The organism is Cellulomonas sp. NPDC055163, from assembly GCF_053607065.1.
Genome location: NZ_JBSGSU010000004.1, coordinates 129,696 through 143,783, shown reverse-complemented (window position 1 = coordinate 143,783; position 14,088 = coordinate 129,696). Strand labels below are relative to the sequence as shown.

At 75.2% G+C, this 14,088-nt stretch carries 16 protein-coding genes; 10 read left to right on the top strand and 6 right to left on the bottom strand.

The genetic code is table 11. The annotated features are described in order from the left end of the window. Nucleotides 1-448: 448 nt before the first annotated feature. Together ACWFNE_RS09100 and ACWFNE_RS09095 are read left to right on the top strand one after the other, a co-directional pair. On the top strand, nt 449-1,144 hold the full coding sequence (locus ACWFNE_RS09100) for an HAD-IA family hydrolase (protein WP_452122098.1): 696 nt from the start codon (nt 449-451) through the stop codon (nt 1,142-1,144). A 60-nt stretch (nt 1,145-1,204) separates the two neighbouring features. Further along, nucleotides 1,205-1,513, top strand: coding sequence for a hypothetical protein (locus ACWFNE_RS09095; RefSeq protein WP_452122097.1), 309 nt, complete (start codon nt 1,205-1,207; stop codon nt 1,511-1,513). 111 nt (nt 1,514-1,624) lie between these two features. Here ACWFNE_RS09095 and ACWFNE_RS09090 read toward each other — a convergent pair whose 3' ends face one another. Further along, a complete protein-coding gene (locus tag ACWFNE_RS09090) occupies nt 1,625-2,245 on the bottom strand; it encodes a TetR/AcrR family transcriptional regulator (protein WP_452122096.1) in 621 nt (206 codons plus the stop codon). A gap of 124 nt (nt 2,246-2,369) precedes the next feature. Between ACWFNE_RS09090 and ACWFNE_RS09085 the strand changes: the two genes are divergently transcribed. From ACWFNE_RS09085 to ACWFNE_RS09075, 3 genes are all read left to right on the top strand, one after another. After that, nucleotides 2,370-4,112, top strand: coding sequence for a CocE/NonD family hydrolase (locus tag ACWFNE_RS09085; RefSeq protein ID WP_452122095.1), 1,743 nt, complete (start codon nt 2,370-2,372; stop codon nt 4,110-4,112). 50 nt (nt 4,113-4,162) lie between these two features. After that, on the top strand, nt 4,163-5,245 hold the full coding sequence (locus tag ACWFNE_RS09080) for a magnesium and cobalt transport protein CorA (protein ID WP_452122094.1): 1,083 nt from the start codon (nt 4,163-4,165) through the stop codon (nt 5,243-5,245). A gap of 352 nt (nt 5,246-5,597) precedes the next feature. Continuing rightward, nucleotides 5,598-5,870 carry a PspC domain-containing protein gene (locus ACWFNE_RS09075; RefSeq protein WP_452122093.1) on the top strand — a complete coding sequence of 91 codons (273 nt, stop codon included), beginning with the start codon at nt 5,598-5,600 and terminating at the stop codon, nt 5,868-5,870. A 45-nt stretch (nt 5,871-5,915) separates the two neighbouring features. Here the strand turns inward: ACWFNE_RS09075 and ACWFNE_RS09070 are convergent, their stop codons facing one another. Both ACWFNE_RS09070 and ACWFNE_RS09065 read right to left on the bottom strand, forming a co-directional pair. Continuing rightward, entirely contained in the window at nt 5,916-6,173 is a 258-nt protein-coding gene (locus ACWFNE_RS09070; RefSeq protein WP_258724356.1) for a hypothetical protein, read from the bottom strand. Nucleotides 6,174-6,307: 134 nt separating this feature from the next. Continuing rightward, complete coding sequence (locus tag ACWFNE_RS09065; protein ID WP_452122092.1) at nt 6,308-7,297, bottom strand: aldo/keto reductase; 990 nt, start codon at nt 7,295-7,297, stop codon at nt 6,308-6,310. A 196-nt stretch (nt 7,298-7,493) separates the two neighbouring features. Here ACWFNE_RS09065 and ACWFNE_RS09060 point away from each other — a divergent pair, with 196 nt between their 5' ends. Continuing rightward, nucleotides 7,494-7,943, top strand: a complete 450-nt coding sequence (locus ACWFNE_RS09060; protein ID WP_258724354.1) for an ATP-binding protein — start codon at nt 7,494-7,496, stop codon at nt 7,941-7,943. Between the two features lie 154 nt (nt 7,944-8,097). Continuing rightward, the gene (locus ACWFNE_RS09055; RefSeq protein WP_452122091.1) at nt 8,098-8,373 is read left to right on the top strand and encodes a hypothetical protein; all 276 of its coding nucleotides are present in this window, start codon (nt 8,098-8,100) and stop codon (nt 8,371-8,373) included. Here the strand turns inward: ACWFNE_RS09055 and ACWFNE_RS09050 are convergent. The 3 genes from ACWFNE_RS09050 to ACWFNE_RS09040 form a co-directional block, all read right to left on the bottom strand. After that, the gene (locus ACWFNE_RS09050; protein WP_452122090.1) at nt 8,357-8,869 is read right to left on the bottom strand and encodes a hypothetical protein; all 513 of its coding nucleotides are present in this window, start codon (nt 8,867-8,869) and stop codon (nt 8,357-8,359) included. The genes ACWFNE_RS09055 and ACWFNE_RS09050 overlap by 17 nt on opposite strands. A gap of 162 nt (nt 8,870-9,031) precedes the next feature. Beyond that, nucleotides 9,032-9,760: a glutamine amidotransferase gene (locus ACWFNE_RS09045; RefSeq protein ID WP_452122089.1), complete on the bottom strand. Its 729-nt coding sequence runs from the start codon at nt 9,758-9,760 to the stop codon at nt 9,032-9,034. Nucleotides 9,761-9,942: 182 nt separating this feature from the next. Further along, the gene (locus tag ACWFNE_RS09040; RefSeq protein ID WP_452122088.1) at nt 9,943-10,179 is read right to left on the bottom strand and encodes a hypothetical protein; all 237 of its coding nucleotides are present in this window, start codon (nt 10,177-10,179) and stop codon (nt 9,943-9,945) included. 145 nt (nt 10,180-10,324) lie between these two features. On the opposite strand from ACWFNE_RS09040, the gene ACWFNE_RS09035 reads away from it, so the two are divergent. From ACWFNE_RS09035 to ACWFNE_RS09025, 3 genes are all read left to right on the top strand, one after another. Continuing rightward, complete coding sequence (locus tag ACWFNE_RS09035) at nt 10,325-11,665, top strand: chromosome partitioning protein (protein WP_452122087.1); 1,341 nt, start codon at nt 10,325-10,327, stop codon at nt 11,663-11,665. Nucleotides 11,666-11,790: 125 nt separating this feature from the next. Further along, entirely contained in the window at nt 11,791-12,351 is a 561-nt protein-coding gene (locus ACWFNE_RS09030) for an RNA polymerase sigma factor (RefSeq protein WP_452122086.1), read from the top strand. A gap of 87 nt (nt 12,352-12,438) precedes the next feature. Then, nucleotides 12,439-13,983, top strand: coding sequence for a hypothetical protein (locus tag ACWFNE_RS09025; RefSeq protein WP_452122085.1), 1,545 nt, complete (start codon nt 12,439-12,441; stop codon nt 13,981-13,983). Nucleotides 13,984-14,088: the final 105 nt, after the last annotated feature.

Here is a 14,088-nt window from a genome sequence, read left to right as displayed (position 1 = left end):
CGATCTTGGCAGGTGCCACCCACGGCCCGGTCGCACCCCGGCGGCCGTGCGGACCCGGGACCGGGAGCCGCGCCCGTCGGCCCGCTCGGCCCTGCGCCCCTGCGCGCTGCCCGACCGCGACGCCGCGTGCAGCTGCTCGACCCGGTAGGCCACCTCGGCGTCGAGCGCCGGTCCCCACATCCCGTTCATGTCGGCTCCTCCTCCGTGGCGCAGGACCCGCTCCTGCACGACCTTCACGTTCGTCCTGAGGGGGGTGGGAGCGGATCGGTCGGTCGACGGGTCGTGCGCACCGGTCCGTGCCTGAGGAGGCCCTGAGGTACCTCAGACGCCCCGCGTCACGCCTGAGGTGCGGTCACGCGTGCGTCCGCCGTCGCCGACCGCCACGCCGTCCCCGGGCGCGCGGCCAGCGGATTCGGTCCCGGTACGCGGCCCGTGACACCCTCGGGCCATGCCCCTGTCGACCGCTGCCCCCGGTTCCGTGCTGTTCGACGGCGCGACGTTCGACGCCGTGCTGTTCGACATGGACGGCACGCTCATCTCCTCGCTCGCGTCGGTCGTGCGCAGCTGGACCCGGCTCGCGCACGAGTTCAGGATCGACGACGTGCGCGCCCGCGAGTTCCGGTTCCACGGCGTGCCCGCGCGCGACATCGTCGACGCGCTGCTCGCCGACCGGGAGCCCGAGGAGCGCGCCCGGGCGCTGCGCCGCATCGTCGAGCTCGAGGTCACCGACACGGGCGACATCGAGGTGCTGCCCGGCGCCGCGGAGGCGCTCGCCGCGCTCGTGGGCAGCGGGCGCAGCGCGATCGTCACGTCGTGCGACCTGACCCTCGCGCGGGCGCGCCTCGCGGCGTCCGGGCTCACCGTCCCCGACGTGGTCGTGACCGCCGACGACGTGGCGCGCGGCAAGCCCGACCCCGAGCCGTACGTGCTCGGTGCACGCCGGCTCGGTGTCGACCCGGCGCGCTGCCTCGTCGTCGAGGACGCCGCCGCGGGGCTCGAGTCGGGCCGCGACGCGGGTGCGGCGACGCTCGCGCTCGCGACCCAGTCGCACGGGGACGCGCTGACGGCCGACGTCGTGGTCGCCGACCTCGGTGCCGTGCGGTTCGACGTCTCGGGCGCGGGCGTCCGCGTCCTCGCCGCCTGACGCGAACCGCACCCGACCGCCCCGCGCCAGACCCCGCACAGCGACGTGCCCTCGTACCGCGTGACGCTCGGCGTCGGGCTGCTGCGCGGGTCGACCGCGCCCGAGGACGTGCTCCCCGCCGCCACCGCTGCGGCCCGTGAGCTCGTGACCGTCGAGGCGTACGACCTGGGGGTCGTGCGCGGCCGGGCCCGCATCACGGTGCGGTTCACCGCCGACGACGACCCCGCGGCGCTGCACGTCGCCGGCGTCGTCACCCGCACCGTGACGGCGCTCGCAACCGTGGACCAGCCGCAGGTCACGCGACGTTGGGGCAACCGCTGGTACCCGCTGCGCGCGGACGGCCGGATCCCGCGGCCCCCGACCGGCTGAACCACCCCGCGCGGCGCGCCTGCGGTCACGACGACCACCTGGCGGTGTCCGGTGTCCGTCACCTCGGTACTCGCGTGACGACCGGAGCAACGTGCCCGAGCTCGACGGCGTTCAGACCGATGTCGAGGGGACGAGCACGCACTGCACGGCCGGGGCCGTGAGGGCGACGAGTCTCTCGCGGTCCACCGCGGCAAGGTCGGGGACTCGAACGACGTCGCGTCCGACCACGAGCCCGACGAGCATCGAGGCGGTGATGCCGGCCCGGAGCGAGGCGTCGTCGACGGTGCGTGCGGCGACGGCGCCGGCGAGGAGGCGCTCGTGCAGGAACTCGCGCAGCTGCCGGTTCGCCTGCTCGTGGGCGAGGGCGCCGCGGAGCATCGCCATGAGGGGCTCGGCGGTGGCGGCGTCGTCCTCCCATATCCCGAGGAACGCGCGCACGACGCGTTCGCCGAGGCCGTCGTCGGGCCCGTCGAACGCGGCGGTGAAGCCGGTCAGCGCCTCCGGCGGGATCGCCATGACGGCGGCGAACAGCTCGTCCTTGGACCGGAAGAACTGCATGACGAGGGAGGCGTCGACCCCGGCGTCGGCGGCGACCCGGCGGATCGTCGTGCCGGCGAAGCCGTCAGCGGCGAAGCGGGCCCGGGCCGCGTCCAGGACGGCCTGGCGGGAGGTGCTCGTTCCGCGCCGACGCCCGCGCGGGGCGGCCGTCGGGGGGTCAGCGTGCGTGGTCACGACGTGAACCTACCTCGCACCGGGCGAAAATATAAACAGGTGTTGAGTTTTTGCCGTGGGCGGTCCTACGCTCGCCGCGGCCTGAGAGCTGGTCCCGGGTCCCGCAGAGACAGAGGAGCTCGTCATGAGCGTCAGCAGCGAGAAGGTGTTCGTCCCGTCCCGCCCGCTCCCGCCCGGCCGCACCGGCCTGCTGACCGGCTTCGACCCCGGCACCCGGACCCTGGCCGCGGGGACCCGGATCGCCCCGCCGTTCCGGGCGCTGCCGGTCGACGTCGTGCTCGACAAGGACGTCCCGGTCCGCCTGCGCGACGGCGTGACGATCTACGTCGACGTGTTCCGCCCTGCCGGCGCCGGTCCGGTCCCGGTCATCGTGGCGTGGAGCCCGTACGGCAAGGGTCAAGGCACCTCGGGCAGCGTCATGGGCGTCTTCGGGCTCGTCGGCCTCGACAACGCGATCGTCTCGGGCCTGGAGAAGTTCGAGGGGCCGGACCCGGCGTACTGGTGCGCGCAGGGGTACGCCGTGTGCAACCCGGACGTCCGCGGCGTCGTCGACTCCGAGGGTGACAGCGTCCTCTGGGACCGCCAGGAGGGCCGCGACTGCCACGACCTCGTCGAGTGGCTCGCAGAGCAGGACTGGTGCACCGGCAAGGTCGGGATGAGCGGCACGTCCTACCTCGCCGTCGCCCAGTGGTTCACCGCCGCCGAGCAGCCCCCGCACCTGGCGGCGATCAACCCCTGGGAGGGCGTCAGCGACGTGTACCGCGACCTCGTCCACCGCGGCGGGATGCCCGACACCGGGTTCGCCCAGCAGCTCCAGGACGGCAGCTTCTTCGGCCGGGGCCGCAAGGAGGACATCCTCACCGAGGTCCGGCAGCACCCGCTGATGGACGAGCTCTGGGCCGAGAAGATCCCGGACTTCGACCGGATCACGGTCCCCGCCTACGTCGTGTCCAGCTACTCCAACACCCTGCACACCGCCGGGACGTTCCGCGCGTGGCGGCGGATCGCGTCCGAGCACAAGTGGCTGCGCATCCACAACGGGCAGGAGTGGCCCGACTACTACGAGCCGGCGAACGTCGAGGACCTGCGCCGGTTCTTCGACCGCTACCTCAAGGACCAGGACAACGGCTGGGAGACCACCCCGCGCGTGCGCTACTCCGTCCTGGACCTCCAGGGCGGGGATCAGGTGGGCGTCCCCGCGCAGTCGTTCCCGCCGGAGGACGTCACCCCGACGCGGTACTACCTCGACGCGCGCACCCGCGCGCTGACGACGCACGCGCCCGCGGACGGCGCCGAGACCTCCTACGCCGCAGACGGCAACCCGGCCGCCGTCTCGTTCCTGGTGCGCTTCGCGGAGGAGACCGTGCTGGTCGGCTACCCCAAGGCGCACCTGTGGGTCCAGGCCCGCGGAGCCGACGACCTGGACCTGTTCGTGCTGGTGCAGAAGCTCGACGCGCACGGCACCCCGCTGCAGGCGTTCACCGTCCCGAACCAGGGCGCGGTCAACCACGACCTCACCGACCACGGCGCGACGATCCTGCGCTACAAGGGTTCCGACGGGCGGCTGCGGGTCTCGGCCCGCCACCTCGATGCGGCACTGGCGACCGACGACGTGCCGGCCCACACGTTCGACCGCGTCGAGAAGCTCACGCCCGGCCAGGTCGTCGACGTCGCGATCGACCTGCTCCCCGTCGGCCTCGCGTTCCACCCCGGCGAGCAGCTGCGCTTCGTCATCAGCGCCCGCAACCTCCTGGGCACCCTCATGCCCGGGATCCGCGAGTACGTCCCCGCGAACACCGGGCAGCACGTGATCCACACCGGGGGCGACCGCGCGTCGTACCTGCAGCTCCCCGTCCGCAGGGCGTAGGCCTGACCTCGGGCCCCGTCCCGCACCCGCCCCGCCGGAAGGAACCTCCGATGGCTCGTCCCACCCCCGGCCCTGCACGCCGCGGCCACACCATCGCGCTGTTCGGGCGCCGGGACCGTGACGCCGCTCCGCCGTCGGCCCCGCCGGGCCGCGGTCTCCGGCACCTCGTCGCGCTGGACGACGGGGTGCCGGTGACCGACGACAACATCCGCACGGCCACCGAGCTCGCCGCCGCGACGCTCGATCCGCCCCACCAGATGGCCGTGCTCGCCTACGACCGGCCCAGCGAGGCCGAGGTCCGCGAGCTCGGCGAGCTGCTCGACCTGCACCCCGTGCTGCTCGAGGACCTCCTGCACAAGCGCCAGCGCCCCAAGCTCGAGCGCTACGGTGACACGCTCTTCGTGGTGCTGCGCGCCGCCGCCTACCAGGACGACGCCGAGGACGTCGTCACCGCCGAGCTCCACGTCGTGATCCGCGGCGGTTGGACCGCCGTCATGCGCCAGGGCGAGCCCGGCGACCCGCCGTGGGACTTCGACGGGTTCCGCCAGCAGACCGACCTCCTCCGGTTCGGCCCCGAGGCGATCCTCTACACGATCATCGACAAGATCGTCGACGGCTACTTCGCCGTGCTCGACGGCGTCAGCCTCGACGTCGAGGAGATCGAGCGCGAGGTCTTCAGCGGCGACGCCGCCGTCCCCCAGCGCATCTACCGCCTCAGCCGCGAGGTCGTCGACCTCCAGCACGCGACCGCACCGCTCGTGGACGTCGTCGACGCGCTGCGCGCCGGCTTCGAGAAGCACGGCACCGCCGACGAGCTCCAGACCTACCTCCAGGACGCCGCCGACCACCTCGCGCGTGTGAACACCCGGGTCACCGAGATCCGGGACGTCCTCGGCCAGATCCTCACCGTGAACGCCACGCTCGTGGGCCAGCGTCAGAACGAGGTCACCAAGACCATCTCCGCCTGGGCCGCGATCCTGTTCACCCCGACCCTCGTGGGCGCCGTCTACGGCATGAACTTCGACGACATGCCCGAGCTCCACTGGACCTACGGCTACCCCATCGCGCTCGTCGCGATGCTCCTCCTCGGCGGAGGGCTCTACGTGATCTTCAAGCTCAAGAAGTGGCTCTAGCGAGCAACCCGCCACTCCCGGCATCGCCGACCCCAGGGGACCCGCACGCCACGGAGGCCTGCTGCAGGCGGCGCGGCGGTCGGGTGAGCCGGTCGGCAGGACGACGCCGGCTGGGTCCAGGTCCTGCCGGACGCACGGCCATCGCAGGGGCGGCGGGATGCCCGCGTGGCGGGCTCCGCGGGCAGCCGGTCAGGACGGGCCGACGGTCAGGGTCGGCTCGGGCCGCGGTCAGGGCGGCGTCAGGGCGCGGTCCGGGTCGGCTCAGGGCACGTCCCCGATGTGGGGGCGGGTGCTGCGGGGGCACCGTGGAGGTGTCAGAACGACACCCCACGAACGAAGGAACGTGAACCCCGTGACCAGCATCCACGAGACCCTCGGCCGCGACGGCCTGATCCGCCCCGTCCAGGGCCGTGTGCTCGGCGGCGTGTGCGCCGGGCTCGGCCGCCGGTTCGGGCTCGACCCCTGGCCCGCGCGGCTGCTCTTCCTGCTCGTCCTCATGGTGATCCCGGGCAGCCAGCTCATCGTGTACCCGGTGCTCTGGATCCTCATGCCGGCGGAGGAGAAGCTCGCCCGCGTGCACGCGGGCTACCCGGCTCCGGGTGTTTCGACGCCGCCGGCTGCGTGACGCCCCGCACCGCGCGGGCCACGCACCGGCCGGGCCGGCGGGCCGTCAGCGCTCGGTGACGTCCACCTCGAACTCGAACCCGTCGAGCAGCTCCGCCGCGTGGCGCTGCGCGACCCCGGTCGCCGTCTCGAGGTCGGGCGCCTCGCCCGGCACCGTGAACGTCACGGGGCCGGGCAGCGGCGCGCCGGGAAGCGCGGCCTCGTCGGCGACGTCGTCGACGGCCCCGAGCGCGTCGGCCATGCCGGCGCGGGTGTCGTCGTCGGGCACGTCCTGGACGGTGATGCGGGCGAGGTAGTCGGGCACCGGCCCATCGTCCTGCACGGCGCCCACATCCCCGATCCGGCCGGGGCGAGCCGTCACGCGCGACCCGCGGCCCGTCGGTGCGTGCCGGGCCCGGGGAGCCGTCCGCGGCCCGGTCAGCCCGACCCGCAGCCCGGTCAGCCCGACCCGCGGCCCAGCAGCAGCTCGATCTCCCCGTGCGCGGCCGGGTCGAGCGGTCCGGCCGCGAGCGCCCCGACGTTCTCCTCGACCTGGCGGACGTCCCGGAAGCCGGGCAGCGGTACGGCGCGCTCGTCGTGCGCCCAGATCCACCCGATCGCCCCCTGCGCGAGCGTGCGGCCGTCCGCGGTGAGGACCTCGCGCACGGCGTCGACGCGCTCGAGCATCTCGGGTGCCGGCGACCCGCCCGTGAACCAGCGCATCCACTCGGGCTCGCGCCCGCGCACGTCGTCCTCCGGCAGCCGGCTCGTCGCGGCGTAGCGCCCGCCGAGCAGGCCCATCGCGAGCGGCGAGCGCACGAGCACCCCGAGGTCGTGCCGCTCCGCGAGCGCGAGCATCGGGGCGTTGTCGTCGAGCACGTTGAGCTGGACCTGCACGACCGCCAGGTGCGGGGCGTGCGCGAGGACCTCGACCTCGTCGGGGTCGTCCGTGCTGACTCCCCACCACCGCACGAGCCCGTCGTCGACGAGCTGCTCGAGCGTCGCGGCGAGCTCCTCGGCGACCGCGGCGCCTGCCGTCGGGGTGTGCAGCTGGTACACGTCGACGTGGTCGCGCCCGAGCCGGCGGAGCGAGGCCTGCAGCGCGCCGCGCACGTAGGCGGGGGAGACGTCGACGCCCGTGAGCTGGCGGGTCGTGGGGTCGATCGTGTTGCCGAACTTCGTCGCCACGAGCACGTCGGGGTGCGCCGCGAGCGCGGGGGCGAGCAGCTCCTCGCTGCGGCCCGCGCCGTACGCGTCGGCGGTGTCGAGCAGCGTCACGCCGAGCTCGACGCCGCGGTGCAGGGCGCGGGTCGCCTCGTCCTCGTCGACACCCGCGTACCCGAGGGGCTGGTCGCCGCTCGCCATCCGGCCGCCGAGGGCCCAGCAGCCGAGGCCGAGCGCGCCGGTGTCGAGCCCGGAGCGTCCGAGACGTCGTCGCGGGAAGGTCATGCGGTCCAGGCTGCCACGCCCCGGGGCCGGTGTCCGCCCCGGAGCCGGAGGCGACCTGCCGACCCCCGGAGCCCGCACTTGACCGGCCGATGACCGTGCGTTGGTCGGTCGCGGGACCCTGATCCGGGGCGCCGCTCACCGGATCGGGTCGACTGTTCACCCGGCGAACTCCCGCGCAGTCGGGCACAGTGGACCGGTGGGCGATGTCAGGGAGCTGCGGAGCGCTGCGAGCGCGCGACGTCAGGATGCCCGTGCGCACACCGTCGAGCTGGTCCTGACGCCCGAGCGCGCGGCCCCGCGCGCCGCCCGGCACTGGATCATGCGGTCGATCGCCGAGGCGGGGGTGCACGGCGTCTCGAACCAGGTCATCGAGCTCCTCGCGGGCGAGGTCGTGGCGAACGCGGTGCTGCACGGGCCGCCGGACGGCGAGATCCGCGTCGAGGTCAGGGTCGACGGCGAGGCGGTCAAGGTCTCGGTCACCGACCAGAGCCCCGACCGCCCGCGCGTGCTGCACCCGGCCCCGACGGCGGCGAGCGGCCGCGGCATGGCGCTGGTGGCGGCGCTGTCGACCGCGTGGGGCATCGAGCGTCGTGAGCCGGGCGGCAAGACCGTCTGGTTCACCGTCGACCCCGAGGCCGAGCGCTAGGACCCAGCGCGGGCCGGGCGCCAGGACGGGTCCTGGACGCCCGTCCGAGTGAATCGTGTCGCGCGCCGGGGTGCCGCAACGGCCCGCTCCTCAGCATCCGCCGCACGGTGCCGATGCGCTCCTCGTCACCGTGGACACCGACGAGGAGGGCCCCATGGCCGCGCACGAGACCGCACTGCCGGAGTGGAAGCTGAACCGCGAGTTCGACGCCCTCCGCGAGCGTGCCAAGAACGCCATGATCATCTGGGGTCTCGTGGTCGGTGTCGGGGCGGCCGCCGCTGTCGCGTCCTACGCGTCCACGCTGCGGACCCTCGGCACCGCGCTCTCGGCGACCGCGGTGCTCGCGGGCGGGGTCATGCTGGCGCGAGCGGTGCACGGCTGGGCGACGGCGGACCGTCGTGCGGAGCGGAACCTCACGACCGGCGCGTGACCTGGGCGCGCGCCCGGCGGACCCGGGCCGCGAGCGTGAGGGCGACGCCCGCGAGGACGAGCCCGGCGACCCCGCCTCCGAGCAGCAGCGGCAGCCGTGAGGGGTGGTCGGCCAGCACGACGTCGTACGGGTCGTCCGCGTCGTAGCGGACCGCGATCCGTGAGCCCGCCTCGAGGCCCGCGGTCGTCGGGACGTCGAGGGTGAGCGTCGGGCCGTCCGGGTCGAGGTCCTGGACCGCGGTGACGGAGCCGTCGCCGACGTCCCGCACGACGACCCAGCCGTACTCCGCCTCGGCCTCGAACGCGGCGTCACGCACGCCGACGAGCGCGCTGCCGGCGACCAGGACGAGCGCGAGCAGACCGAGCAGGACGGGGAGCCACGCCGGTGTCGCAGACCGGCCGCCCGCGGGCGGCGGCGTGGTGGGGGCGGGTCCCGGCGTCGACGTGACGGTCGGGACGCCGCGGGAGGCGGTCGACAGCTCTCGGCGGGTCACCACGGTGCGGCTCCTCGGGTCGGCTCGCGCCGGTACGCGCCGACGCCTCGCCGCCAGGTGCGTGCGGCGAGGCGAAGTTAGCCAGCCCCCGGGGCCGGAACAATAGGTACCGATCGGTAACAATGCGGCGGGGGCGTTTCGAATCGATTCGTCAGCCCGTCGCGCTCACCCGAAGAGCCGCACGAAGTTCCGCAGGATGGTCGGGGGGTGCGTGACGGTGCCGCGTCGCACCCGTTCCTCGACCCGCTGCGCGTCCTCCGGCGGGAAGTAGCCGGCGTGCCGGTAGACCTCGATCCGCGTCACGATCCCCTCCACGTCGAGCTCCGGGTGGAACTGCGTGGCGTACAGGTGCTCGCGCACGCGGAACATCTGCACGGGGCACGTGGCCGACGACGCGAGCAGCACCGCGTGCGCCGGGAGAGTCCGGCACGCCTCGCGGTGCCCGACGAACGCCTCGAACGCCCGCGGCACGCCCTCGAGCACCGGGTCCGCCGCACCGGCGTCCGTCAGCGTGACCTCGACCGAGCCGATCTCCTCGGCGTACGTGCCGTCGATCACGGCCCCCTGGTGCGCGCCGAGCGTGCCGACGCCGTAGCACGCGCCGAGGAACGGGTGGTCCCGCGCGACGATCTCGTCGAGCAGCGGGGCGAGCTCGGCCTCGACGCGCTGCTGGACCTCGGACTTGTGCTCGGGAGGGTCCGCCGAGTTGAACGGGCTCCCGCCGACGAGGACGCCGGCGTACCGGTCGAGGTCGATCCGGGGGAGCGGCCCGGCCTCCATGCGGACGCGGTGCAGGCGCTCAGGGGCGAGACCGCCGTAGCGGAGCATCGCGGCGTACTCGCCGTCGGCAGCGGGGTCGTCGGCGCGGGACGCGAGCAGGAGGAACGGCCGCACGCCACGAGCGTAGGGGCGGGGGTCCGGACCCGCGCGGGCGGTCTCCCGGGGCCGCTCATGCTGACCGACTGGGGACGGCGAACACCGGGTGGTTCCGCATCGGGCAGGAGCACGAGAACCAGACGCTGCGCCGGCTCGTGCACGACTTCCCCGAGATGCGCTGCGGGCGTCCGACGCCGGCGTCAGCAGGCGCGCTCGGCCTGCGTCGTCGTCGTGGTGGGGACCCACCGGGTGCCGGACGTGAGCCCACCGCCGACGAGACCCAGCCGGGCGCCGAGCGGGCGCGGGGCCGCGTACTCGGGCGGCGGCCCGCCGGTGAAGCAGCGGCAGGCACCGTCGGTGTGGACGAGCGACGCGTACGGCCGCGCGGCGCACGGCACCGCGGCCGGGCTCCCCACGCGCGTCGTCGACATCGTCATGACCCCTCCATCGGAACCGCTTCGACACCCGTGAGGAGTGGCGCGGGTGGAGTCCGATACCGGACCTTCGGGCACACTTGGGCACGTCAGGGCGATGCGGCGTAGGTTCGTGCCTGGCGTGACCGTCGACGAAAGAGGCCGACCCATGAGCGAGAGCAGTGCCCTGACGGCAGACCCGTCACCCGGTCCGTCCGCCGTCCAGGCAGTGGTCCGGGCGGACGGGACGGCGGAGGTCGTCGTCGACGGATCCGTCCGTCGGGTGGCCCTCGGCAGCGTCGCCGAGGCCGGTGCCGCGGTCACCGGGCTCGTCGCCGAGATCGCCGCCGGGCTCGGACGCCCCGTGCCCGCGACCGTCGAGGACCCCGACGGCGTGTGGTCGCTCCTGATCCACCCGGACGGCAGCGTCGAGGAGGCCCCGAGCGTGGTCCCCGACACCGCGTCGGGCGCGACCCCTGCCGCCCCCGCGCCCGTGTCCGAGACCCGCGCCGAGGAGCGCACCCGGACCCGCACCGGCGAGCACCGGACCGTCGCCGCCGCCGCCGCCGATCAGGCGCCCACGCTCGACGACCTGCTCGCGACCCGCCGGCGCACGGGCCAGCAGGGCGCCGCGCACAACGGCTGGCAGGCCGGGCTCCGCCGCGTCACCGGGGGCCTCGTCTCGCCCGCTCCGGGCCGTGCCGAGCGCGCCCGCCGGGCCGCGATCGACTCCGTCCAGCGCAGCCTGGACGGCCCGAAGACGATCGTCGTGATCAACCCCAAGGGCGGCGCGCACAAGACCACCGCGACGCTGCTCATGGCCGCGACGTTCGGCATCCACCGCGGCGGGTACACGCTCGCGTGGGACAACAACGAGACACGCGGCACGCTCGGCTGGCGCTCGACGCACGCCCGCCACTCCAACACCGCGGTCAACCTGCTCCAGGACATCGGCCGGTTCACCGACCTCGCCTCGGCGCGCGTCGGCGACCTCGACAGCTACGTGCGCTCGCAGGGCCGCTCGCAGTTCGACGTCCTGGCGTCCGACGAGGACGCCGCGTCGGCCGCGTCGGTCGACGCGCAGGGGTTCACGTCGCTGCACACCGCGCTCTCGCGGTTCTACCGGGTCATGGTCATCGACACCGGCAACAACATGCGCGCCTCGAACTGGCAGGCCGCGATCGACGCCGCCGACCAGCTCGTCATCGTCTCGACGGTCCGCGAGGACACCGCGCAGTCCGCGGCGTGGGCGATCGACGCGCTCCGGGCCACCGGGCACGCCGAGATGGTGCGCCACGCGGTCACGGTGCTCTCGGCGCCCGAGCCCAAGGTCGACAAGCACCTGCGCAAGCGCCTGCACGAGCACTTCGGTGCGCTGACCCGCGCGGTGCTCGACGTCCCGCACGACAAGCGCCTGATCCCGGGCGGACCCATCGAGTACGAGTCCCTGCACCGCCGCACGCGCGACGCGTGGCTGCAGGTGACCGCGACGGTGGCCGACGGGCTCTGAGCCCCCGCGCGCGGCGGCGGGTCCCGCCGGTCCCGCCGCCGGTGCAAGACGGCGGGGCGCCGCGACACAGTGCGGGTACAGGCACCCGTCCGCCCGGGACGCGCCACCGAGCCCCAGGAGCCCCTGTGCAGCCCCGGACCGACCCGAGCCCGGACGTCCCCGTCGACCCCGACCGTCCCGCCGCGCCGACCCGGCCGGACGGCCCGCGCGACGACGCCTGGTTCGAGGGGCTCTTCCGCGAGCACGCCACCGCGGTGCTGCGGTACCTCGTGCGGCGTGGGGCGCGCGGTGACGCGGAGGACCTCGCGGCGGACGTGCTCGCGGTCGCGTGGCGCCGGCGCGGCGACGTGCCGCTCGGCGCCGAGCTGCCGTGGCTGTACCGCACCGCCGGCTTCGTTCTCGCGAACCACCGGCGCAAGGGCCGGCCGGTCCCGGTGGGCGACGTGCCGGACGTCGCGGCCGACGACGACCCCGCGGAGCTCGCGGTGACCGACGAGCGGGTGCGCGAGGTGCTCGCGGCGCTGAGCCCGCGCGACCGCCGGGTCCTGCTGCTCAACGCGTGGGAGGGGCTCACCGGGGACGCGCTCGCGGACGTGCTGGGCATCTCGCGCGGCGGGGCCGACGCGGCGCTCTCGCGGGCACGGGCCCGGCTCCGCGAGGCGTGGGCGGACGCGCCGGGGTCGTAGGCCGGGGTCGTCGGCCGTGCAAGGACCAGGCCGCCCGGGACACAGGTGGGGTAGCGGCACTTTCCGCACCACACCGAGGAGAGCACCATGACGTCGACCCCCGACGGCCCGACCGGCCCGACCGACGCGCCCACGCCCGGCGGCCCGCAGCCCGCGGCGGCGCACGGGCCCACGCCGGACGGCCCGCAGCCCTCGGCGGCGCCCGAGCCCACGCCCGACGTCGCGTTCGACCGCGTGCGGGCGGCCGACCCCGCCGCGTCGACCGTCGCGGACCTTCCGGCGCTGCGGCAGGCGGTCACGGCGCGGGCGGCGAGCGGCAGCGCCGACGTGTCGGGCGTCACCGACCTCGGGGCCGCGCGGGACGCCCGCACCGCGCGGCGGCCGGCCCGGTGGCTGCAGGTCGCCGCGGTCGTCGCGGGCGCCGCCGTGATCGGCTCGGGTGCCTACGCGCTCGGCCGCGGTGACGTCCCGGCCCCGGCCGCGGCACCGATCACGCTCGACGGTGCCGGCCGGGCCGCGGCCCCGGCGTCCGGTGCCGAGTCGATGGCCGCCGACCAGAGCACCGCCGCCACCAAGATGATCGCGCCGGGCTTCTGGGGACGCACCGTGTTCACCGGGGTCGGCCTGTCGGAGGAGGGCGGGTCGGCGCGCGCGTGGACGTTCGACCCGGCGTCGGTGTTCTCGCAGGAGACCGCCGAGCGGGTCGCGGGCGTGCTCGGCGTCGAGGGCGCCGCGACGCAGCAGTGGGGCGCGTGGACGGTCGGTGCGCAGGACGGCACCGGGCCCAATCTCCAGCTCCAGCCCGACGGGCTCGCGAGCCTGAGCTGGTCCGACCCCGCGCGCGACCCGTGGAGCTGCGTACGGTCGGCGCCCGAGACCCTGGACGTCGCCCCCGCGGAGCCGGGCACCGACGTGGCCGAGCCGGACGGCCCCGCGACCAGCGGGCTCACCGAGGGGGAGGGCGACCCGGGACTCGGTGCGGTGCCCCCGTGCGCGTCCGAGGGGCCGGCGCCCAGCGGCGACGACGCGATCGCGCAGACCCGTGACCTGCTCGGCCGGCTCGGCGTGGACGCGGACGGGTACGAGCTCGAGGTCGCGACCGACACCGGGCAGCCCGCGGCGACGACCGTCTACGCCCACCAGGTGCTCGACGGGCAGCGCAGCGGCGTGTCGTGGAGCCTGACGTTCGTCGCCGACGGCGTGCAGGCCCTCTACGGCTCGCTCGCGCCCGTCGTCGAGCTCGGCGAGTACGACGTCGTGAGCCCGGCGGTGGCGGTCGAGCGGCTCATGGACCCGCGCTTCGGCTCGTCGCCCGTGGGCGTGATGCCGCTCGCCGGGCAGGCCCGCGCGGCGTTCGCGGAGCCCATGATCGCGACCGACGACGCCGGCGCCGTGTCGCCCGACGGCGCCGGGCAGGAGCCGACGGTCCCGGCGCTGACCCCGGCGGGCTCGCCGATCTCGTGGCCGGTCCAGGAGGTCACGCTGACGTCGGCGCGGCTCGGGCTCGCGATGGTCGCGCAGGCGGACGGGTCGAGCGTGCTCGTGCCGAGCTACGAGCTCACGGACGACGAGGGCAGCGCGTGGAGCGTCGTCGCCGTCGCCGACGACGGGCTCGACTTCGCAGCCCGCTGACCCGCGTGGGGGGCCGGGCCCCGAACGGCGCCAACCCGCCACCACCGGGGGGAACAAATACCCCCGACCGATAGGCATACAGCAGCAAAGAGAAAAACAACTCCC

What these genes read in the sequence shown, in the direction of transcription:
- ACWFNE_RS09100 (WP_452122098.1), top strand. Translation starts at nt 449, where the DNA reads ATGCCCCTGTCGACCGCTGCCCCCGGTTCCGTGCTGTTCGACGGCGCG.
- ACWFNE_RS09085 (WP_452122095.1), top strand. Translation starts at nt 2,370, where the DNA reads ATGAGCGTCAGCAGCGAGAAGGTGTTCGTCCCGTCCCGCCCGCTCCCG.
- ACWFNE_RS09080 (WP_452122094.1), top strand. Translation starts at nt 4,163, where the DNA reads ATGGCTCGTCCCACCCCCGGCCCTGCACGCCGCGGCCACACCATCGCG.
- ACWFNE_RS09065 (WP_452122092.1), bottom strand. Translation starts at nt 7,297, where the DNA reads ATGACCTTCCCGCGACGACGTCTCGGACGCTCCGGGCTCGACACCGGC.
- ACWFNE_RS09055 (WP_452122091.1), top strand. Translation starts at nt 8,098, where the DNA reads ATGGCCGCGCACGAGACCGCACTGCCGGAGTGGAAGCTGAACCGCGAG.
- ACWFNE_RS09040 (WP_452122088.1), bottom strand. Translation starts at nt 10,179, where the DNA reads ATGACGATGTCGACGACGCGCGTGGGGAGCCCGGCCGCGGTGCCGTGC.
- ACWFNE_RS09035 (WP_452122087.1), top strand. Translation starts at nt 10,325, where the DNA reads ATGAGCGAGAGCAGTGCCCTGACGGCAGACCCGTCACCCGGTCCGTCC.
- ACWFNE_RS09025 (WP_452122085.1), top strand. Translation starts at nt 12,439, where the DNA reads ATGACGTCGACCCCCGACGGCCCGACCGGCCCGACCGACGCGCCCACG.